This is a genomic window from Microbacterium sp. LjRoot45 (assembly GCF_964253325.1).
In the GTDB taxonomy this organism is placed as follows: Bacteria; Actinomycetota; Actinomycetes; order Actinomycetales; family Microbacteriaceae; genus Microbacterium.
The window spans coordinates 1,013,595-1,034,450 of sequence record NZ_CAXUQM020000001.1; the positions used below are offsets into that span (position 1 = coordinate 1,013,595).

At 69.5% G+C, this 20,856-nt stretch carries 22 protein-coding genes; 18 read left to right on the forward strand and 4 right to left on the reverse strand.

What is annotated here, in order from left to right; all coding sequences use genetic code 11:
* Positions 1-8: 8 nt before the first annotated feature.
* The 7 genes from ACSQ18_RS04610 (at position 9) to dapF (ending at position 6,141) form a co-directional block, all read left to right on the forward strand.
* Positions 9-230 (forward strand): DUF3046 domain-containing protein, encoded by a 222-nt coding sequence (locus tag ACSQ18_RS04610; RefSeq protein WP_436035983.1) that lies wholly within the window; start codon positions 9-11, stop codon positions 228-230.
* Positions 231-457: 227 nt separating this feature from the next.
* A complete protein-coding gene (recA, locus tag ACSQ18_RS04615; RefSeq protein WP_144807522.1) occupies positions 458-1,507 on the forward strand; it encodes a recombinase RecA in 1,050 nt (349 codons plus the stop codon).
* A gap of 25 nt (positions 1,508-1,532) precedes the next feature.
* A complete protein-coding gene (locus tag ACSQ18_RS04620; RefSeq protein ID WP_436035984.1) occupies positions 1,533-2,234 on the forward strand; it encodes a regulatory protein RecX in 702 nt (233 codons plus the stop codon).
* Between the two features lie 73 nt (positions 2,235-2,307).
* Positions 2,308-3,858, forward strand: coding sequence for a tRNA (N6-isopentenyl adenosine(37)-C2)-methylthiotransferase MiaB (gene miaB, locus ACSQ18_RS04625; RefSeq protein WP_436035985.1), 1,551 nt, complete (start codon positions 2,308-2,310; stop codon positions 3,856-3,858).
* Between the two features lie 38 nt (positions 3,859-3,896).
* Entirely contained in the window at positions 3,897-4,814 is a 918-nt protein-coding gene (miaA, locus tag ACSQ18_RS04630) for a tRNA (adenosine(37)-N6)-dimethylallyltransferase MiaA (protein WP_436038388.1), read from the forward strand.
* Positions 4,811-5,233: a GNAT family acetyltransferase gene (locus ACSQ18_RS04635; protein ID WP_436035986.1), complete on the forward strand. Its 423-nt coding sequence runs from the start codon at positions 4,811-4,813 to the stop codon at positions 5,231-5,233. The genes miaA and ACSQ18_RS04635 overlap by 4 nt, the downstream gene beginning before the upstream one ends.
* A gap of 32 nt (positions 5,234-5,265) precedes the next feature.
* Positions 5,266-6,141 (forward strand): diaminopimelate epimerase, encoded by an 876-nt coding sequence (gene dapF / locus ACSQ18_RS04640; RefSeq protein WP_436035987.1) that lies wholly within the window; start codon positions 5,266-5,268, stop codon positions 6,139-6,141.
* Positions 6,142-6,153: 12 nt separating this feature from the next.
* Here the strand turns inward: dapF and ACSQ18_RS04645 are convergent, their stop codons facing one another.
* Entirely contained in the window at positions 6,154-6,813 is a 660-nt protein-coding gene (locus tag ACSQ18_RS04645; protein ID WP_436035988.1) for a class I SAM-dependent methyltransferase, read from the reverse strand.
* Between the two features lie 90 nt (positions 6,814-6,903).
* Between ACSQ18_RS04645 and hflX the strand changes: the two genes are divergently transcribed.
* Positions 6,904-8,421 carry a GTPase HflX gene (gene hflX / locus ACSQ18_RS04650; RefSeq protein WP_436035989.1) on the forward strand — a complete coding sequence of 506 codons (1,518 nt, stop codon included), beginning with the start codon at positions 6,904-6,906 and terminating at the stop codon, positions 8,419-8,421.
* Here the strand turns inward: hflX and ACSQ18_RS04655 are convergent.
* Positions 8,409-10,355: a S9 family peptidase gene (locus tag ACSQ18_RS04655; RefSeq protein WP_436035990.1), complete on the reverse strand. Its 1,947-nt coding sequence runs from the start codon at positions 10,353-10,355 to the stop codon at positions 8,409-8,411. The genes hflX and ACSQ18_RS04655 overlap by 13 nt on opposite strands.
* Before the next feature lie 246 nt (positions 10,356-10,601).
* Here ACSQ18_RS04655 and ACSQ18_RS04660 point away from each other — a divergent pair, with 246 nt between their 5' ends.
* Together ACSQ18_RS04660 and metE are read left to right on the forward strand one after the other, a co-directional pair.
* A complete protein-coding gene (locus ACSQ18_RS04660; protein ID WP_436035991.1) occupies positions 10,602-11,567 on the forward strand; it encodes a methylenetetrahydrofolate reductase in 966 nt (321 codons plus the stop codon).
* Positions 11,564-13,882, forward strand: coding sequence for a 5-methyltetrahydropteroyltriglutamate--homocysteine S-methyltransferase (gene metE, locus ACSQ18_RS04665; protein ID WP_436035992.1), 2,319 nt, complete (start codon positions 11,564-11,566; stop codon positions 13,880-13,882). The genes ACSQ18_RS04660 and metE overlap by 4 nt, the downstream gene beginning before the upstream one ends.
* A 14-nt stretch (positions 13,883-13,896) precedes the next feature.
* Here the strand turns inward: metE and lexA are convergent, their stop codons facing one another.
* Positions 13,897-14,580: a transcriptional repressor LexA gene (gene lexA / locus ACSQ18_RS04670; RefSeq protein ID WP_144807532.1), complete on the reverse strand. Its 684-nt coding sequence runs from the start codon at positions 14,578-14,580 to the stop codon at positions 13,897-13,899.
* Between the two features lie 256 nt (positions 14,581-14,836).
* Between lexA and ACSQ18_RS04675 the strand changes: the two genes are divergently transcribed.
* The 6 genes from ACSQ18_RS04675 to ACSQ18_RS04700 all read left to right on the forward strand — a co-directional run bounded on the left by ACSQ18_RS04675 (position 14,837) and on the right by ACSQ18_RS04700 (position 19,301).
* Entirely contained in the window at positions 14,837-15,202 is a 366-nt protein-coding gene (locus ACSQ18_RS04675) for a LysM peptidoglycan-binding domain-containing protein (protein ID WP_436035993.1), read from the forward strand.
* A 102-nt stretch (positions 15,203-15,304) separates the two neighbouring features.
* Positions 15,305-16,396 carry a histidinol-phosphate transaminase gene (locus ACSQ18_RS04680; RefSeq protein WP_436035994.1) on the forward strand — a complete coding sequence of 364 codons (1,092 nt, stop codon included), beginning with the start codon at positions 15,305-15,307 and terminating at the stop codon, positions 16,394-16,396.
* Positions 16,397-16,482: 86 nt separating this feature from the next.
* The gene (gene hisB, locus ACSQ18_RS04685) at positions 16,483-17,088 is read left to right on the forward strand and encodes an imidazoleglycerol-phosphate dehydratase HisB (protein WP_436035995.1); all 606 of its coding nucleotides are present in this window, start codon (positions 16,483-16,485) and stop codon (positions 17,086-17,088) included.
* Positions 17,085-17,732: an imidazole glycerol phosphate synthase subunit HisH gene (hisH, locus tag ACSQ18_RS04690; RefSeq protein ID WP_301039692.1), complete on the forward strand. Its 648-nt coding sequence runs from the start codon at positions 17,085-17,087 to the stop codon at positions 17,730-17,732. Before hisB ends, hisH begins: the two co-directional genes overlap by 4 nt.
* Before the next feature lie 56 nt (positions 17,733-17,788).
* The gene (priA, locus tag ACSQ18_RS04695; RefSeq protein WP_144807537.1) at positions 17,789-18,535 is read left to right on the forward strand and encodes a bifunctional 1-(5-phosphoribosyl)-5-((5-phosphoribosylamino)methylideneamino)imidazole-4-carboxamide isomerase/phosphoribosylanthranilate isomerase PriA; all 747 of its coding nucleotides are present in this window, start codon (positions 17,789-17,791) and stop codon (positions 18,533-18,535) included.
* Positions 18,519-19,301 (forward strand): SseB family protein, encoded by a 783-nt coding sequence (locus ACSQ18_RS04700; protein ID WP_436035996.1) that lies wholly within the window; start codon positions 18,519-18,521, stop codon positions 19,299-19,301. The genes priA and ACSQ18_RS04700 overlap by 17 nt, the downstream gene beginning before the upstream one ends.
* A gap of 9 nt (positions 19,302-19,310) precedes the next feature.
* On the opposite strand, the gene ACSQ18_RS04705 is transcribed toward ACSQ18_RS04700, so the two are convergent.
* Positions 19,311-19,718, reverse strand: coding sequence for a DUF1844 domain-containing protein (locus ACSQ18_RS04705; RefSeq protein WP_174236293.1), 408 nt, complete (start codon positions 19,716-19,718; stop codon positions 19,311-19,313).
* A 227-nt stretch (positions 19,719-19,945) separates the two neighbouring features.
* On the opposite strand from ACSQ18_RS04705, the gene infC reads away from it, so the two are divergent.
* Entirely contained in the window at positions 19,946-20,596 is a 651-nt protein-coding gene (gene infC, locus ACSQ18_RS04710; RefSeq protein ID WP_436035997.1) for a translation initiation factor IF-3, read from the forward strand.
* A gap of 62 nt (positions 20,597-20,658) precedes the next feature.
* A complete protein-coding gene (gene rpmI, locus ACSQ18_RS04715) occupies positions 20,659-20,853 on the forward strand; it encodes a 50S ribosomal protein L35 (RefSeq protein ID WP_005048908.1) in 195 nt (64 codons plus the stop codon).
* Positions 20,854-20,856: the final 3 nt, after the last annotated feature.

The following is a 20,856-nucleotide window of genomic DNA, read 5'->3' on the forward strand; positions in this document are numbered from 1 at the left end:
TTCCGTTCATGCGTCTGAGTGAGTTCACGCGCGCCGTGACGGCGGAGTTCGGTACGCAAGGCGATGCGCTCGTCTCGGATCTGGCGCTGAGCGCGCTGTCGTATCGCACCGCGTCGCAGGCCCTGGCCGACGGGGTGGATACCCGGGAGGTATGGCTGGCGCTGTGTGCCGAGGCCGATGTGCCGATGGCGCGTCGTCACGGCGTCGGACGCCTCGAATCTCGTCAGTGACTTTCCGCGTGTCGCATCGAACAGGTGTTCGATAGAGCGTAGTGTCCTCCACAAGAGGTATCGCAGAGAAGTCGTCCCCCGTGAGCCGGAGACGCCCGACGGATGTCGGAACCCCGGCGTAGCGTCGACGGCGTCATCGAGACACCTCCGCCTTGTCGCAGCGTCCCTCCACCGGCGGGAGCGCGACAGCCTACAGGCGACGGAACGCGAGCACGAAGGAGCACGTCATGCCATCACCCGCAGACCGCGAGAAGGCCCTGGAGTCGGCCCTCGCCCAGATCGACCGCCAGTTCGGGAAGGGCTCGGTCATGCGGCTGGGCAGCGACGAGCGCGCCCCGGTCGAGGTCATCCCCACCGGTTCCATCGCGCTCGACGTCGCTCTCGGCGTCGGCGGATTGCCGCGTGGTCGAATCATCGAGATCTATGGACCGGAATCTTCCGGTAAGACCACTCTGACGTTGCACGCGATCGCCAATGTCCAGCGCGCGGGCGGCATCGCCGCGTTCATCGACGCAGAGCACGCGCTCGACCCCGACTACGCGCAGAAGCTCGGTGTCGACATCGATCAGCTGCTGGTCTCCCAGCCCGATACGGGTGAGCAGGCTCTCGAGATCGCCGACATGCTCGTACGGTCGGGGGCGATCGACCTCGTCGTCATCGACTCGGTGGCCGCGCTCGTGCCGAAGGCCGAGATCGAGGGCGAGATGGGAGACTCGCACGTCGGTCTGCAGGCCCGCCTGATGTCGCAGGCACTCCGCAAGCTCACCGGTGGTCTCAACCAGACCAACACCACGATGATCTTCATCAACCAGCTGCGCGAGAAGATCGGTGTGTTCTTCGGATCACCCGAGACGACCGCGGGAGGAAAGGCGCTGAAGTTCTACGCGTCGGTTCGTCTCGACATCCGTCGCATCGAGACGCTGAAGGACGGCACCGACGCAGTCGGCAACCGTACGCGCGTCAAGGTCGTCAAGAACAAGATGGCTCCGCCCTTCAAGCAGGCAGAGTTCGACATCCTCTACGGGGTCGGCATCTCTCGCGAGGGAAGTCTCATCGACTTCGGCGTCGAGCACGCGATCGTGAAGAAGTCGGGTGCGTGGTACACGTACGACGGTGAGCAGCTCGGGCAGGGCAAGGAGAACGCTCGCAACTTCTTGATCAAGAACGTCGATGTGGCGGCCGAGATCGAGACGAAGATCAAGCAGAAGCTCGGCATCGGTCAGCCCAAGACGGCGGCGCCGGCAGCCGACGAACTGGCCGCGCGCCGACCCGCGTGAGCCGGACGAGTACTCGGGTTCACGCATGGTGACGGGGGACTCGCGCGGGGGTGGGCCGGACCGGGGGGATCGGCTCGCCCCCGTCATCCCGCTCTTCGGGGCGGGGGAGCGCGCGGATGCGGCCGAGGCCTCGGCTTCGCAAGCAAGGGGAGACGACTGGCATCGCAGTTGGATCGTCGATCACGCGGAGACCGATTCCGCGGAGGGGGATGCCGTCTCGCCGGAGAGCAATCGCGCCGAGGTCAGGCGGCAAGCCGAGACCGCCTTGCTGAAGAAGCTGCGAGGACGCTCGTTGTCCGAGCGCGAGGCGAGAGGTGCGCTGGCGCAGCACGAACTCGACCCGCAGGAGATCGATGCGATCGTGGCGGCGTTTCTCGGGCACGGCTACCTCGATGACATTCGTCTGGCAGAGCAGCTGGTGCACGTCGCGACTGATCGGAAGGCGCAGGGCCGGCACTCGGTCGCGCAGACGCTCGCGGCCCGGGGTCTCGGTCGAGAGGTGATCGATGCCGTTCTGGCGGAGCTTCCCGACGACGACGCCGAGCGCGCGTTGGCGTTTGCGCGGCAGAAGGCCCGCAATCTCGTCTCGCTCGATCGCGACACGGCTCTGCGGCGTCTGCACGGCCAGTTGGCGCGCCGCGGGTTCGCGGGGAGTCTCGCGATGTCGGCGGCGCGACAGGCGCTCGACGAGGCGGCCGGCCCTTCGTCTGGTGTCCGATTCCGCTGACTCGCAACGATGAGCGTGCCCCTCGGTCGACCGGAGAGGTGAGGGGAGGGTGGCTCGTACAATGGAGCCCATCATGACTTCCCCGTCCTCCGCCCCGACGATCATCGAGAACTCGCCGGCGTCTCTCGCCGCCGACGGCACCACGCGCACCTATGAGGTGCGCACGTTCGGCTGTCAGATGAACGTGCACGACTCGGAGCGGCTCTCCGGCTCCCTCGAAAGCGCGGGCTACGTCCGTGCGGAGGCGGGCACCGAGGCCGACGTCGTCGTGATCAACACCTGCGCGGTCCGCGACAACGCCGCCGGCAAGTTGTACGGCACACTCGGGCACCTCAAGAGCCGCAAGGACCGGCACGAAGGCATGCAGATCGCCGTCGGCGGGTGCCTCGCCCAGATGGACAAAGACGCCGTGCTCGAGAAGGCGCCGTGGGTCGATGTCGTCTTCGGTACCCACAACATGGGGTCCCTCCCGGGGATGCTGGAGCGAGCGCGGCACAACGGTGATGCCGAACTGGAGATTCTCGAGGCGCTGGAGGTCTTCCCCTCTACCTTGCCGACCAAGCGCGATGCCGTTCACAGCGGCTGGGTGTCGATCTCCGTCGGCTGCAACAACACCTGCACCTTCTGCATCGTCCCGAGCCTCCGCGGTAAGGAGAAGGACCGCCGTCCCGGTGACATCCTCAGCGAGATCAAGCTGCTCGTGGACGACGGCGCCATCGAAGTCACGCTGCTCGGACAGAACGTCAACAGCTACGGCGTGGAGTTCGGCGATCGCCAGGCCTTCAGCAAGCTCCTCCGCGCAGCGGGCGAGATCCCCGGGCTCGAGCGCATCCGGTTCACCAGCCCGCACCCCGCCGCCTTCACCGATGACGTCATCGACGCGATGGCCGACACTGCGGCGGTGATGCCCCAGCTGCACATGCCGCTCCAGTCGGGGTCCGACCGCGTCCTCAAGGCGATGCGCCGCTCCTACCGCAGCGAGCGGTTCCTCGGCATCCTCGATCGGGTGCGGGCCCGCATGCCGCACGCGGCGATCACCACCGACATCATCGTCGGATTCCCGGGTGAGACGGAGGAGGACTTCCAGGAGACTCTCCGGGTCGTCGAGGAGTCACGCTTCGCGAGCGCGTTCACCTTCCAGTACTCGATCCGCGAAGGCACCCCTGCGGCCACCATGCCCGATCAGGTGCCGAAGGCTGTCGTCCAGGACCGGTACGAGCGCCTCATCGCCCTGCAGGAGCGCATCTCGCTCGAGGAGAACCAGCGTCAGCTCGGGCGCGAACTGCAGGTGCTCGTCTCCACGGGCGAAGGCAAGAAGGATGCCGAAACCCACCGGCTCACCGGACGCGCCGAGGACAACCGCCTCGTCCACTTCGAGCTGCCGGCCGGATCGGCCGTGCCTCGCCCGGGCGATGTCGTCACCGTGACCGTGACGCACGCCGCACCGTTCCATCTCCTCGCCGACAGCGCCGACGACGGATCCCTGCGCATCCGACGCACGCGGGCCGGCGACGCCTGGGACCGGGCGCAGGCCGAGTCGTGTGGTGTCCCCGCCTCCGCCAGCGACGGGGCACCGCGCGCCGTGTCGTTGGGGCTGCCGGTGTTGCGTCCCGCGGGGGCGTGACCACGGCTGGGTCTTCCGCTCGGGCCGCCGGCGAATCGATCCCCCCGCCCCGCCTGTGGGGGGTCGTGGGCGCTACCGGAACCGGTAAGACAGAGCTCTCTCTACGGCTCGGCGAGGAGCTCGCTTCACGCGGCCGGCCGGCCGAGATCATCAACGCGGATGCCATGCAGCTCTACCGCGGTATGGACATCGGTACCGCCAAGCTCCCGCCCGAGCAGCGCCGCGGCATCCCGCACCACCTCTTCGATGTCCTCGACGTCACCGACGAAGCAGCGGTCGCGTGGTACCAGAGTCAGGCTCGAGACGCCATCGAGGCGGTCTTCTCCCGCGGCGCCGATGCCATTCTTGTCGGCGGGTCGGGCCTGTACGTGTCCAGCGTCGTCTACGACTTCCGCTTCCCCCCGCACGACGACGCGCTCCGCTCGCGCCTGGAGGAAGACCTCGCCCGCGAGGGGGCAGATGCCCTGCATGCCCGACTGCGCGCGCTCGACCCCGATACGGCCGAGCGCGTCGATCCGCGCAACGGGCGGCGGATCGTGCGGGCACTGGAAGTCCTCGCCCAGGGGGAACGCACGCACGGCGCGACCCTCCCCGAAGCGCCGGTGCTGTGGCATCCGCGAACGACGCTGCTCGGCGTCCATCTCGACCGCGCAGAGCTCGTCGCCCGTCTCGACCGCCGCGTGGAGCAGATGTGGGCGAGCGGGCTCCTCGACGAAGTTCGCCACCTGCAGGGGCTCGGGCTCGCCGACGGACCCACCGCCTCCCGTGCCATCGGATACGCCCAAGCCGCCGACCAGCTCGACGGCCGGCTGACGGAGGCGGAAGCGATCGCCGCTACGCAGTCGCTCACCCGCCGCTATGCACGTCGCCAGGTGTCCTGGTTTCGTCGGTATCCGGAGATCGCCTGGTATCCCCCCGACACGGATCCCGGCGCGCTGGCAGACTCGACGGCATGACCCTCGACATCCGCGCATTCGAACTCGCCGACACGGAGCCCGTCATCTCGCTGTGGCAGGAGACAGGGCTCACCCGCCCGTGGAACAATCCGCACCAGGACATCGCGCGAAAACTCCGCGTCCAGCCGGAGCTCTTCCTCGTCGCGGTCGACGGGTCCGAGATCGTCGGCTCGGTGATGGCGGGCTACGACGGACACCGCGGATGGCTCTACTACCTGGCCAGCAGTCCCGAGCGTCGCGGTGAAGGCATCGGACGCCGTCTCGTGGAGCGCGCGGAAGAGTTCCTGATCGACCTGGGATGCCCGAAGGTGCAGTTGATGGTGCGCACCGAGAACGTCGAGGTGCACGACTTCTACTCATCGCTCGGATTCGAGCCGTTCGAGGTGTGGACCACCGGCAAGCGACTCATCGCGGACTGATGCCCCGCACTCGGCGCGCCTAGACTTGACGGGTGTCCACTGCGCTCACCGTCCCGTTCACCAAGGGCCACGGCACCGGCAACGACTTCGTGATCGTCCCGGATGTCGACGGCTCGCTGTCGCTGAGCGACGAGCAGGTCGCGGCCCTGTGCGACCGCCGATTCGGCATCGGCGGCGATGGCATCCTGCGCGTTGTGCGCTCCCGAGAGCTTCCGGAAGGTGCCGCGACACCCGACGCGGAATGGTTCATGGACTACCGGAACGCCGACGGGTCCGCCGCCGAGATGTGCGGCAACGGCATCCGCGTGTTCGCGCGCTACCTCGTCGACAGCGGGCTCGTCGACCTTCCCGACGACGCGACGCTCCTCGTGGGCACGCGCGCCGGGACGAAGTCGCTGACGCGGAGTGAAGACGGCTTCGAAGTCGACCTCGGCCTGTGGCGCGCAGAGACGGATGAGGTCACCGTGCGGGCTCGGGGCCTCGACATCCCGCGGCCTGGCCAAGGGATCGATGTCGGCAACCCCCACGTCGTGGTGGCCCTCTCGAGCGCGGACGAGCTCGACGGGCTCGACCTCACCGTGCAGCCGCGGCTCACGCCGGAGCCGCCCGCGGGGGCGAACATCGAGTTCGTCGTCCCCGCAGATCCCCTCGTGGACGACGGCGTCGGTGCCGTGACCATGCGTGTCTTCGAACGCGGCGTGGGGGAGACGCTGTCCTGCGGCACGGGTGTCGCCGCGACGGCGCTCGCTGTGCGGCTGTGGGCGGGCGAGCGTTCCCCGGAACGCTGGCGCGTCGACGTTCCCGGCGGCCGACTGGGGGTGCGGATCACCCACCACGAAGACGGCGAGCACGTCCTCCTGTCCGGCCCCGCTGTCCTTGTCTACTCGGGACAGGTCACCCTGGCCTGACGGCGAGCACCGTCACGCGGTCTCGATGCCATCCGGAAGAGGGATGGCCGCCGTCGGCGGCGATCCGTGCCGCCGCACCTTGAGAACCCGGAAGCCGCGCCCGGTCGCCGCTCGAGACACCGTGTAGCCGTGATCCAGCGTGGCGGCCAGCCAGCGCTGCAAGGAGTCGGAGCCGAGGTTGCGCTGCACGACGAGCCACGCGTCACTGCGTTCATCCAGCCGGGGAATCCAGCGCTCCAGCAGGCCGTGGAGCTCGTGCTTCCCGACACGGATGGGCGGATTGGACCGTATCGTGCGGAAGGTGACGTCGTCGGGAACATCGTCGGGCAGCACAGCGTTGACATTGGTGAGGCCGAGGGCGGTGGCATTTCTCCGCACGAGGTCGAGTGCGCGTTCGTTGACATCGACCGCCCACACCGTCGCGTGCGGTGCTTCCAGCGCGAGAGTGAGGGCGATCGGCCCCCACCCGGAGCCGAGGTCGAGGATGTGGCCTCCCGGCGGTGCGGGTGGCATGTTCGCCAGCAGAACGGCCGTGCCGGAGTCGACATGGTCAGGACTGAAGACGCCGCCGGCCGTGGTGACTTCGACGTCACGTCCGGCGAGCGAGACGCGGATGCGACGGAGATTCTCCGCACTGGCCGGGGACGCACTGAAGTAGTGATCGCTCGACATCGACTCCGAGCGTAGCGGAGGACCTCCCAGTGCGGGAGGCTAGAGTGCACGATGGCCGCACGTCCGGGCGGACCACAGCGAAAGGACCACATGACCGACACGACCACCCCGCAGAGCACCGACGAGACGCCGGTCGACCCGGTGGACCGTGTGCTCGCACACGCCGACGGGCGATCCGGGGTGCGCGTCTTCGGTGCCGCGCAGGCGCTCCAGGATGCGTCGACGGTCGCCTACGGCGATGTCGACGGTGAACAGTGGGATCGCGAAGAGCGTGCCGCGCTGCGCCGTGTCGCCGGCCTGTCCACCGAACTCGAGGACGTCACCGAGGTCGAGTATCGGCAGCTCCGACTCGAGAACGTCGTGCTGGTCGGCGTGTACGCCCAAGGCTCGCAGGACGACGCCGAGAACTCGCTCCGCGAGCTCGCCGCCCTCGCGGAGACGGCCGGCGCCGTCGTCCTCGACGGTGTGCTGCAGCGTCGTCCCCACCCCGACCCTGCGACCTACATCGGCCGCGGCAAGGCGGCCGAGCTGCGCGACCTCGTCGCCGCCGTCGGCGCCGACACGGTCGTGGCCGACACCGAACTGGCATCCAGCCAGCGGCGCGCCCTCGAGGACGTCGTGAAGGTCAAGGTCATCGATCGCACCACCGTCATCCTCGACATCTTCAGCCAGCACGCCAAGAGCCGTGAGGGCAAGGCGCAGGTCGAACTCGCCCAACTCGAGTACCTTCTCCCGCGCCTGCGCGGCTGGGGTGAGTCGATGTCGCGTCAAGCCGGTGGACAGGTCGGCGCGGGAGGTGCGGGAATGGGCTCGCGCGGACCGGGTGAGACGAAGATCGAGCTCGACCGGCGCCGCATCCGTACCCGGATGGCCCAGCTTCGTCGTCAGATCCGTGACTTCGCGCCGGCGCGCGAGGCGAAGCGTGCGGAGCGCAAGCGCCACACCATCCCCTCCGTCGCCATCGCGGGATACACGAACGCCGGAAAGTCGAGTCTCCTGAACCGGCTCACCAGCGCCGGAGTCCTCGTGGAGAACGCGCTGTTCGCGACCCTGGATGCCACGGTGCGCCGCGCCCAGGCGAGCGACGGCCGCATCTACACGCTCACCGACACCGTCGGCTTCGTCCGCAACCTCCCGCATCAGCTCGTCGAGGCCTTCCGGTCGACGCTGGAGGAGGTAGCCGACGCCGACGTCATCGTCCACGTCGTCGACGGCTCGCACCCGGACCCCGCGGCCCAGCTCGCGACGGTTCGCGACGTGATGGCCGACGTCGGTGCGCGTTCGGTGCGCGAACTGGTGGTGTTCAACAAGGCCGACCTCATCGACCCCGACACCCGGCTGGTCTTGCGGGGCCTCGAACCGGATTCGCTCTTTGTGTCGTCACGGACGGGCGAGGGAATCGCCGAACTCCGCGCGGCCGTCGAAGCCGCACTCCCGCTGCCTGCCGTCGAGGTGCGCGCCCTCGTGCCCTACGACCGCGGCGACCTCGTCAACGCGGTGCACGAGTCGGGGCACATCGTCTCGACGGCGCACGAGGAGGGTGGCACCGCGGTGCACGCCCACGTGGATGCGCGGCTGGCCGCGGAGCTCTCTCCCTACCTCGTCTGACCCGCTGTGGTCGGAGGCTCGGTCGTCTGAACGCCGGCATCCCGAGTTCCGGGACGGAGGTCGATCGGCGGCACGTCCGGCGTGGGGAACCCGAAGACCACCCCCAGGAAGGCCAGTTCGGTCTCCAGGGCGTGGACGATCGTCTCCTGGCGCCGGAAGCCGTGGCCCTCACCGTCGTACAGCACGTAGGCGTGAGGTATGCCGCGCGCGGCGAGGGTGTCGCGGATGGCCTTGGACTGCGCCGGTGGCACGACGGCATCCTCGGCACCCTGCAGGATGAGCAGCGGCACGCGGAATCCGTCGGGGCGGCTGAGGGGTGAGCGCTCCACGTAGAGCTGCTCAGCCTCGGGCAGCGGGCCGATCAGGCCGTCGAGGTAGCGGGCTTCGAAGTCGTGCGTGTCGGCGGCCAGCGCACGCGCATCGCCGACGCCGTACCTCGATACACCCGCCGCGAAGACATCGCTGCTGACGAGGGCAGCAAGCACCGTCCATCCGCCTGCGGAACCGCCCTCGATGGCCAACCGGCCGGGGTCGGCGCCACCCTGGGCGGCCAAGCCCGAGGCCGCTGCCACGACATCGTCGACATCGACGACCCCCCACTGGCCGCGCAGCCGCTCGCGGTACGCCCGCCCGTACCCGGTAGACCCGCCGTAGTTGACGTCCAGGATGCCGATGCCGCGACTCGTGAAGTAGGCGACCTTCGGTTCTGCCACGTCGCCCACGTGCGCCGTGGGCCCGCCGTGCACCCACACGAGGTACGGCGGGCGCTCGCCGTCCGGTCCGACGACGTGAGGGTGCGTCGGCCGGTAGTCGACGGCGTGGACGGGTCCGTGCGGGCCGTCGAAGGTCACGCCGCGTCCCTGCGGGAGCCAGACGGGATCACCCTCGAAGCCGCCGCCGCGGACGAGTTCGACCGAGCCGGAGGCGGTGTCGACCGCCCACACGCCGCTCACTCCCGGCGCGGCGCCCGACAGGAGCACGCGCGCGCCGTCGACGGCCTCCACGAGTGCGCGGCTGCGCACGGGGATGTCCAGGGGCGTGACGCCTCCTTCCCGGTCCACGACGACGACCTCATCGTGACCGTCGGTGCGGATTGCGAGGACGTTGCCGTGCGGGAGCGGCGCGTACCATCGCGAACCCAGCACCCACAGCGCACCGCCGGTGTCGGCATCGGCGGGCGACACGGCCGCGGGAGCGGTCTCGCCCGAGACGCGGAAGATGTTCCATCTGCCGGTCGGGTCGTCGAGGAAGAGCAGATCTCCCTCTGCGGTCCACTCCGGCTGCAGGGCCGCTGTCCGCCCCGACGAGACGGTGCGCACGTCTGCCACGCGGCCGTGTGCCACTCGTCCCACCCGGAGGGCCGTGCGATCCCACGGCATGTCGGGATGGTTCCACGCGATCCACGCGAGTCGTTCGCCGTCGGGGGAGAGCGCGGGCTGAGCGAGGAAATCGCTGCCCTCGGTCATCGTGGTCCGTTCTCCCGCCGTCGAGATCGCGACGATCGATCGTGCGGGAACGGGAGAGCGCCCGTGTGCTTCGCGCACGGCCAGCAGCATCCCGTGCTGCCACGACAGTCCGCCGTAGCGCACGTCGCCGTCGTCGTCGGTGAGAGCGACGGTCGTTCCGTCGCTGCGGAGGAGCCAGATGCGCTGGTCGCTCTTCTCGACGAAGAACAGCAGCCCGTCGGGCGACGCGGCCCACGATCCGCCGCCGTACTCGTGCACGCGGGAGCGCGCGTTCCACGGCGAGGGAAGAACGTCGACGACCTGCCCGTCCGCGTCGCGGCGGCGAACGGTGGTCCGTCCGCCCTCCGAGGGGATCGATTCCCCCCACCAGATCTCGTCGCCGACGAACGCGGCCCCGTCGAAGCGCGGCGCGGCAGCGGCGGCGGACAGCGGAGACGGCCAGGAGCCGTAGGGGAGGGTGTCAACCATCCCTCCACGGTACGCGCCGTGCCGGCGTCGTCCCTGCGAAACAACGCGTCACAGAAGGGCTGCGCGATGCGGCGGCGTCCTAGAGTGGGGGCATCGACCCGGCTCCGGCCGGGACAGCCCGGACGACGCGTCACGCGTCACGGGCAGGAGCGACAGCCGAGCCCGGCACCCGCCCGCAGACCGCAGCCTGTTGCGGTCGCGGCCGACCGGCCTCACCCCCGCTGACCCGCCCTGGACCCATCTGTCATGTCGCATCCCGCCGCCGAGGCCGACGCCCCGGCATCCGTGCCCGTTTCCTTCGAGGTGTACCCGCCGCGCCGTCCCGAGGGGATGCCGGCGCTGCACGAGACCATCCAGCAGCTCGCGCGCGTGTCACCCGAGTTCATCTCGGTCACGTTCGGCGCGGGCGGCTCATCGGGCGGGCGATCGCTCGAGGTGCTGACGCACATCCTGCGCGAGACGTCGGTGCCGCCCCTGGCGCATGTGACCTGCGTCGGCAGCACGCTCGCCGACGCGACGGCGCTCATCCGCGAGTTCCTCGACGCCGGCATCACCCGCTTCCTCGCGCTGCGGGGAGACCCGCCCGCCGGGGCGGCCGAGGGAGACGCCTTCCTCGGCGACCTCGAGAGCGCGGCCCAGCTCGTGCAGCTGATCGATCGCGTGCAAGCGGAGCGGGCACCGTACAGCGAGGCGGAGGTGCCCGGCGTCCCGGGGGCCGCTCGGGTCGCCCCGCGCGAGCGCGTGCAGATCTCGGTCGCCGCCTTCCCCAACGGCCACCCGCGGTCACGACACCGATACGAGGACATCGACGCGCTGCTGGCCAAGCAGGCCGCGGGAGCGACTCTGGCCATCACACAACTGTTCTTCGAAGCCGACGACTATCTCGACTTCGTCGATCGGGCCCGGGATGCCGGTGTCCGCATCCCCATCCTTCCCGGCGTGATGCCGCTCACCTCCCCGGGACGTCTCGCGCGGGTGCTCGAACTCACCGGCGACGCACGGCCCGCCGGGCTCGGCGGCGCGCTCGAGCGCGCATCGAGCAGCGAGGAGCAGCGTGACGTCGGTATCGCCCACGCGGCTGGACTCGCCCGCGCCGTTCTCGACGGTGGAGCACCCGGCGTGCATCTCTACGCCTTCAACAATCACGACACGGTGCTCGCGGTGCTCCGCGAGGCCGGCATCCGTCCCCTCGAACAGGAGAACCCCGCATGACCTTCCCCGCCGGAACGATCCTCGGCTACCCCCGCATCGGTCGACGTCGCGAGCTCAAGCGCGCGGTCGAGTCGCACTGGGCAGGCCGGTCCTCGGAGACGGAACTCGAGCAGACCGCGGCGACGCTGCGCGCTCAGACGCGCGCGCACCTGGCGAGCCTCGGGCTCGGACGCGACGACTCCTCCATCCCGGAGACGTTCTCGTACTACGACCAGGTCCTCGATCTGGCGGTGGCGGTCGGAGCCATCCCGGCGCGGTTCGATCCGCTGAGGGATGCCGACGGCACCATCGGTCTGTCGGCGTACTTCTCGGTCGCCCGCGGCGACGAGGAGCGAGCGCCGCTCGAGATGACGAAGTGGTTCGACACCAACTACCACTACCTCGTTCCCGAGATCGGGCCGGAGACGGTGTTCTCGCGGTCGGGCGACCGCTTCGCCGCGCAGCTGCGCGAGGCGCGCGCCGAGGGCTACCTCACGCGGCCCGTGCTCGTGGGACCGGTGACGTTCCTCGCCCTCGCGAAGCCGTCCGACGGCGCACCCGACGGTTTCCGCCCCCTCGACCGGCTCGACGACCTCCTGCCCGTCTACTCGGCGCTCCTCGCGGAGCTCCGCGACGCGGGCGCCGATTGGGTGCAGCTCGACGAGCCGGCGCTGGTCAGTCAGTCTCTCGCGCTGACGGACCGCGAGCTGGCTGACGCCGCCGAGCGCGCCTACGCCGTGCTGGGTGCAGCCGCCGAGCGACCGCAGCTCCTGGTGGCCGCCGGGTACGCGCAGCTCTCCGACGACGCCTGGCGCGTGCTCGCGGCAGCACCGGTCGACGCGATCGCGCTCGACCTTCGACGCGGCGCTGTTCCGGCGCCCGTACCGGGCCTCACCGAGAAGGTGCTCCTGGGAGGTGTCATCGACGGCCGCAACGTCTGGCGCGGTGACCTGGAGCGCGCCTGGAACGACCTCGGCGCGCTGACCGCTCTGGGCGCTGCACGGGTCGTGGCCGCCACGTCGACGTCGTTGCAGCACGTACCTCACGACGTGACCGACGAGCCCGACCTCGACCCGCGCCTCGCGGGCTGGCTGGCCTTCGCCGACCAGAAGACCGCGCAGGTCGTCACGCTGGCCCTCGGGCTCCGTGAGGGTGTCGAGGCGATCCGGTCCGACCTCGACGACGCCACGACCGCGCTCGCCGACCGTGCCGCGGCGCCGGGTGTTCGTGACGGTGCGGTGCGGGAGCGCACGGCAGCACTGAACGATGCCGACTTCGTTCGCGTCGACGACGAAGCGCGTCGGCAGGCGCAGCGTGACCTGGATCTTCCGGTCCTGCCCACGACGACCATCGGCTCCTTCCCGCAGACCGCAGACATCCGACGTGCTCGCGCGGCGCACGCGCGAGGAGAGCTCTCCGCGGGGGAGTACGACCGGTTCCTGCGCGAGGAGATCGCACGCGTCATCGCTCTGCAGGAGGACCTGGGTCTGGACGTCCTCGTCCACGGCGAGGCCGAGCGCAACGATATGGTGCAGTACTTCGCCGAGCATCTCGACGGCTTCGCGGTGACGCGCCACGGGTGGGTCCAGTCGTACGGGTCGCGAGCCACACGCCCGTCGATCCTGTGGGGGGACGTCTCGCGTCCCGCGCCCATCACGGTCGCCTGGACGGGGTTCGCTCAGTCGCTCACCGATCGTCCCGTGAAGGGCATGCTGACCGGACCGGTCACGATCCTCGCGTGGTCCTTCGTGCGCGACGACCAGCCGTGGAGCGAGACGGCCAACCAGGTGGCCCTCGCGCTGCGCGATGAGATCGCAGACCTCGAGGCGGCCGAGGTGCGCATCATCCAGGTCGACGAACCCGCACTGCGGGAGCTACTTCCCCTCAAGGCCGCGGAGCAGCCCGCATACCTCGACTGGTCCGTCGGGTCCTTCACGCTGGCCACGGCCGGGGCGCTGCCGCACACGCAGGTGCACACCCACCTCTGCTACTCCGAGTTCGATGTCGTGATCGGCGCGATCGAAGCTCTCGACGCGGACGTCACCTCGATCGAAGCCGCGCGCAGCCGCGGGGAAGTGATCGACGACATCGCCGCGTCGGGCTTCGGACACGGCGTCGGCCCGGGCGTCTACGACATCCACTCGCCGCGCGTTCCGTCCACCGACGAGGTGGCCGAACTGCTCGAACGTGCCGCGGCGCGCCTGCCGCTCGCGCAGGTGTGGGTCAATCCGGACTGCGGACTCAAGACCCGCGGCTACGACGAGACCGTCGCATCCCTGCGGAATCTCGTCGACGCCACGGCGCGCGTGAGGGAGAAGGTCGCGGCCGCCGTGTGACCGGCGCTCAGCGCTCACACGGCGCGGAGCACCGCCACGACCTTTCCGAGGACGACGGCTTCGTCGCCGAGGATCGGCTCGAAGGCGGTGTTCCGCGGCAGGAGCCAGGTGTGACCGTCGCGCTGGCGGAACGTCTTCACGGTGGCCTCGCCGTCGAGCATGGCGGCCACGATCTCGCCGTTGTCCGCGGTCGCCTGCGATCGGACGACGACCCAGTCGCCGTCGCAGATGGCCGCGTCGATCATGGACTCGCCGCTGACCTTCAGCATGAACAGGTCGCCCTTGCCGACGAGCTGGCGGGGGAGCGGAAAGATCTCCTCGACCTGCTGGTCGGCCGTGATGGGGATGCCGGCGGCGATCCGCCCGACGAGCGGCACCATCGCCGCGTCCCCCACAGACGGTGCTTCGTCGGCGGGATTCTCGGCGGCGCTGCCGGGAAGGTCGATGAGCACCTCCATCGCGCGCGTCTTGCCCGGGTCGCGTCGCAGATATCCGCTGAGCTCGAGCTGGTTGAGCTGGTGCGTGACGCTCGAGAGTGACTTCAGGCCGACCGCGTCGCCGATCTCCCGCATGCTCGGCGGGTAGCCGTGGTGGGCGATCGAGCGCTGGATGACCTCGAGGATCGCCAGCTGCTTGTCGCTCAGCGACGTGCGCCGTCGGGTCTGGGGCCTGTCCCGGGATGACCGGATCTCGTCCATGGCCGCGCTCCTCTCGAGTCCTCCGGAAGGTCTGCGCCTTCGAATGTCGGAGGTAGGTGATGGGGTCTTGTTGTCGAAACCGTATCCGCTTCCGCCGCTGATGGATGTGAGTGGATCGCGTGTCGCGTTCGATTCATCTCCGATGTCGGACGTGCTTGACACTCTAGATGTATCGAAGATAGATTCGGAAGAGAACTTCGTACCCGGCTCTCCCGGCCGAGGGTCGGGTACGAAGTTCCGAACCCCAGGAGGACTCATGACCACCATCGACATCGCCGCAGCACCCTCGCTGACCTCGGCGACGCGCCTGCGCCTCACGGTGCGCGGCCGCCGCGTCGTGGCCTTCCTCGCCGCTCTCCCCGCGATCGCCGCGCTCAGCATCGCGATCGTCTCCGGGGGCGGCGCGCTCGCGTCGGCCGATCACGGCGCAGCGGAGGGGGCGTTCACCACCGTCACCGTGCTTCCGGGTGACAGCCTGTGGTCCATCGCGGAAGAAGTCGCGCCGGCGGCCGATCCGCGTGACGTGGTCGACGCCATCGCTCGCCTCAACGCCCTCGGTTCCGCCGAGCTCGTCGCGGGTGACACTCTCGCCATTCCGGCCGAGTACGCGGCTCGCGACTGACCTTCCACCGGCGGTCGGCGGCATCCCGGCGCGCGTGGGCATGCGGGACCTTCGGCTACGCGGATTTCTCGCTCTCGACGAGGCGCGCCGTAGCATGGGGGAGTGAGTTCTCCTACCGACGGACGTGCCCGCCTCGAGGATCTTCCCCTCCGCGACGATCTGCGTGGACTGACACCGTACGGAGCTCCGCAAGCGCCTCTCCCGGTCGCGCTGAACGTGAACGAGAACACGCACCCGGTGCCCGAAGAGGTGGCAGACGACATTCTCGACAGCATCGCCCTCGCTCTGCGTGAGGTGAATCGCTATCCCGACCGGGAGTTCACGGCTCTGCGCGAGGGCTTCGCCGACTACCTCGGGCACGGGCTCGATCGCGATCAGATCTGGGCGGCGAACGGGTCGAACGAAGTGCTCCAGCACCTGCTCCAGGCCTTCGGAGGGCCGGGTCGCCGGGCGTTCGGATTCGGACCGACCTACTCGATGTATCCGCTCCTCACCCGGGCGACCGGCGCCGAGTACGTCGCCGGCGTGCGCGACGCCGACTACACGGTGTCGGCGGATTCGGCGTCCGCTCAGGTCGCCGACGCCGACCCGGACGTCACTTTCCTGTGCGCGCCCAACAACCCCACCGGCACGCCGATGTCACTCGACGTCATCGACGCCGTCTACGAGGCATCGCGCGGGATCGTGATCGTCGACGAGGCCTACCAGGAGTTCGCGCCGCGCGACGAGCGGTCGGCGTTGACCCTGCTCCCGGGGAGGGAACGACTCGTCGTCTCGCGCACGATGAGCAAGGCCTTCGCGTTCGCGGGAGCACGCGTCGGATACCTCGCCGCCGATCCGGGTGTCATCGACGCGCTGCGTCTCGTGCGCCTGCCGTATCACCTGAGCGCCCTGACGCAGGCGGCGGCTACGGCCGCGCTGCGCCACGCTCCCACGATGCTGTCGATGGTCGACGAGATCGTCGCTCAGCGCGATCGGATCTCCGCCACCCTCGATGCGCTCGGTTACACCCCGTACGAGAGCTGGACTAACTTCGTCCTCTTCTCGGGCGTCGACGATCCGGCCGCGACGTGGCAGGGCCTCTACGACCGGGGCGTGCTCATCCGCGACGTGGGGATCGCCCACAGCCTTCGGGTGACGGCCGGAACGGCCGACGAGTCCACCGCCTTCCTCGAGGCGCTCGCTTCGCTCTGACGTTCGCCCGCCCTGGGGGCCGCGAGCGAGGTCAGCGGCCGTGCAACACGACGCGGGGTCCGCTCCCGCCTCGGTACAATCGGCCCATGAGCACCTCCCGGACGGCGACACTGCGCCGCGCGACGAGCGAGTCCACCGTCGAGCTGGAACTCGACCTCGACGGGTCCGGGGTCAGCCACATCGACACCACGGTCCCGTTCTTCGATCACCTGCTCACCGCGTTCGCGAAGCACTCCCTCACCGACCTGACGGTGCGCGCTTCGGGCGACACCGACATCGACGCGCACCACACGGTCGAGGATGTCTCCATCGTGCTCGGCCAGGCGATCCGCCAGGCCCTCGGCGACAAGACCGGCATCTCCCGATACGGCGATGCACTCGTCCCGCTCGACGAGGCGCTCGCCCAGGCCGTCGTCGACATCAGCGGCCGGCCCTACCTCGTGCACACGGGTGAGCCCGCCGGCTTCGAACACCACCTCATCGGCGGCCACTTCACGGGTTCGCTGGTGCGCCACACCTTCGAGGCGATCGCCTTCAACGCGGGCCTCACGATGCATGTGACCGTGCTGGGCGGCCGTGACCCGCACCACATCGCGGAGGCCGAGTACAAGGCGCTGGCCCGCGCGTTCCGTCAGGCGAAGTCACTCGACCCGCTCGTGCGGGGTGTGCCCAGCACGAAGGGCGCTCTGTGAGCGACCCCGCACCGCTGGTCGCCGTACTCGATTACGGATCGGGCAATGTGCACTCCGCTGTTAAAGCGCTCGTGGCAGCGGGAGCGGACGCACGGCTGACCTCCGATCGCGGACTCATTCAGGACGCTGCGGGGCTCCTCGTACCGGGTGTCGGTGCGTTCCGCGCCGTGATGGATGCCTTGCGCGCCAGCCGCGGCGACGAGGCGATCGAGCGGCGCCTGGCCGGAGGGCGCCCCGTCCTGGGCATCTGCGTCGGGATGCAGGTCCTCTTCGAGCAGGGTGTCGAGCGCGGTGACGTCACCGACGGACTCGCGCAATGGCCGGGAACGGTGATCGAACTCGATGCCCCTGTGCTGCCGCACATGGGGTGGAACACGGTGCGTCCCGGTGAGGGTTCCGTGCTGTTCCGAGGTCTCGAACAGGAGCGGTTCTACTTCGTCCACTCGTACGGTGTCCAGCAGTGGACGCTCGAGGTCATGCGTCCGTTCCGGGAGCCGGCCGTGACCTGGTGCGACTACGGCAGTCCGTTCCTCGCCGCCGTTGAGAACGGCCCGCTGTCGGCGACGCAGTTCCACCCGGAGAAGAGCGGCGAGGCCGGCATCCGTCTCCTCGCGAATTGGGTCGATTCCCTCCCGCAGGGATAACCTCTCTCCTTGTGCACGCGCGCCAGACGCGCGCCCCCGACAGATCTCCCGGAGCCATGAACGATTTCGCGTCAACCCCTGAACTCATCCTCCTTCCCGCCGTCGATGTCGCCGGCGGCAAGGCCGTCCGTCTGACCCAAGGCGAGGCCGGCACGGAGACGAGCTACGGCGACCCCGTCGATGCCGCTCTCCAGTGGGCGCAGGACGGCGCGTCCTGGGTGCACCTCGTCGACCTCGACGCGGCATTCGGCCGGGGGAGCAACACCGCGATCCTCCGCAAGGTGATCAAGCAGCTGCGGGGCGTGCAGGTGGAGCTGTCCGGAGGCATCCGTGACGACGCGACCCTGGAAGCCGCGCTGGAGTCGGGCGCGGCGCGCATCAACCTCGGCACGGCGGCCCTGGAGAACCCGGAGTGGGCAGCCGACGTCATCGGCCGCTACGGCGACGCCATCGCGGTCGGACTCGACGTGCGCGGCACGACCCTCGCGGCGCGCGGGTGGACGCGTGACGGCGGAGATCTGTGGGAGGTGCTGGAGCGCCTGGAGGATGCCGGGTGCAGCCGCTACGTCGTCACCGACGTGACGAAGGACGGCACGCTGCGCGGCCCCAACCTCGAGCTGCTCCGCGAACTCGTCGCCCGCACCCCGAAGCCCGTGGTCGCATCTGGAGGCATCTCCAGCCTCGACGACATCGCCGCGCTTCGCGCGCTCGTCCCGCTCGGCGTCGAAGGTGCGATCGTCGGCAAGGCCCTGTACGCCGGGGCGTTCACCCTGGCCGAGGCGCTGGATGTCGCCGCAGGCTGAGGACGCCTGTCACCCCGCCGGCGATTCCGCGGGAGTGCCCTGGGAGGGGCGACGCTTCCCAGACAACCCCCACGCGGCCGACGACGGGTCAGCTGACCCCGCCCTGCTCGCTGCCCTGATGAGGTTCCGCGCCGGCACGGGGGATCAGGTGGAGGTCGTCGACGCGCTGCGGTCGGCGCGTGTGCTCATTCCGTTGATCGCGGAAAAGGGCGAGGAAGGACTCGCGCCCAGCGGTCTACGCGTCGACAAGACGCAGGAGCTCTCCATCGTGACGGTCGCCGCCCCCGACGGCCGACGCGTGCAACCGGTGTTCAGCTCGGTCGACACGATGCGTCGATGGGATGCCACGGCCCGGCCCATACCGGTGGAAGCGGTGCGCGTCGCGCTGTCGGCGTCGTCGGAGGACACCGATCTCATCGTCATCGATCCGACGTCCGAGACGGAGTTCGTGGTGAGGAGACCTGCCGTCTGGGCTATCGCCCAGAGCATCCCGTGGGAGCCGAGCTTCCACTCGCCGGAGGTCTTCCGTGCCTTGCAGGAGAGCGTGGCATCCGAGTTGTCCGTGATCGACGTCGTCGTCGTCGCGGGTGACCCCGACGCGCGGCTGCGCGGTCCCGAGCTCGTGGTGGTGTTGGAGCTGATGGACGGATTGGCGCGCGAGGCGCTCGACGCCGTGCTCGGCCGGCTGGCTCAGCGCTGGGCCGCCGACGATCGGATCGCCGTGCTCGCCGACTCGGTGACCGTCAAGCTTCGACGAGGAGCCTGATCCCGGCGTTCAGTTCACCGGTCCGGTGTACTTCTCGCCCGGTCCTTGTCCGATGGGGTCGGGAATGGCCGACGCCTCGCGGAAGGCGAGCTGCAGCGAACGCAGGCCGTCGCGCAACGACCGTGCGTGCATGTCGCTGATCTCGGGCGCTCCGGCGGTGATGAGGCCCGCGAGTGCATTGATCAGCTTGCGCGCTTCGTCGAGGTCGGTCTGCGTCTCGGGGGCGTCGGCCAGCCCCACCTTGACGGCGGCGGCGCTCATGAGGTGAACGGCGGCCGTCGTGATGACCTCGACGGCGGGCACGTCGGCGATGTCGCGCGTGGCCGCCTGTGCCGCGCGCTCCTGCTCCTCCCAGCGCTGATGCCGCGCGTCGTGGCTCTCGCCCTGGTCGCCGTGGTCGGGCCGAATCGTGTTCACGTGCTGCTCTCTGCTAGACTTGGCGCGCACCGGAGTGTTCTACTCCGGATCGAAAGAGGATCACATCCCACCCGCGCTTGCCGTTCCAGGCTACCGGGTCCACGCACTCCGCCCGGCTCGCGCAGGGTAGTCCGTCATGGAACAGGGTGCAGAAGACGGGAAGCCGATGCGCGCATCGTGCTGGTGGACGTGATCATCTTCCGCCCGCGACACTCATCCGTGTCACGGTGGCAGTCCCCGCACGAAGAGGAGTTCCGCACATCAGCGATCCCCGCACCAACGACCGCATCCGCGTCCCCGAGGTCCGCCTCGTCGGCCCCGCGGGTGAGCAGGTCGGCGTCGTCCGTATCGAGGTGGCGCTGCGTCTTGCACAGGAAGCCGATCTCGATCTGGTCGAGGTGGCTCCCAACTCGAAGCCGCCCGTGGTCAAGATCATGGACTACGGCAAGTTCAAGTACGAAGCGGCGCAGAAGGCCAAGGAAGCGCGACGCAACCAGGCCAACACCATCCTCAAGGAGGTGCGCTTCCGTCTGAAGATCGAGGCGCACGACTACACGACCAAGCTCAAGCGCGCGGAGGGCTTCCTCCAGGCGGGCGACAAGGTCAAGGCGATGATCCTCTTCCGCGGTCGCGAGCAGTCGCGCCCGGAGCAGGGCGTGCGTCTCCTCCGCAAGTTCGCGGAGGACGTGGCCGAGTTCGGAACCGTGGAGTCCAACCCAACGATCGACGGCCGCAACATGGTGATGGTCATCGCCCCGCACAAGAACAAGTCCGAGGTCAAGACCGAGCAGAACGCCGCCCGCGCAGCGAACAAGCAGGCTGCTCGCGAGGCTCGTACCGGTCAGGCTCCGGCCGCCGAGACGGTCGAAGCGGAATAAGCACTCCGGCCACGCCGGCCCCCAGACTCCCGCTCAGCGGGAACCACAACGAAGGAAGAACCATGCCGAAGCAGAAGACCCACTCGGGTGCCAAGAAGCGCTTCAAGGTCACCGGAAGCGGAAAGATCAAGAAGCAGCAGGCGAACCTCCGCCACAACTTCGAGGGCAAGCCGACCAAGCGTACGCGCCGTCTGTCGGCCGACAAGATCCTGGCCCCCGGCGACGCCAAGGTCGCCAAGAAGCTGCTCGGCATCTGATCG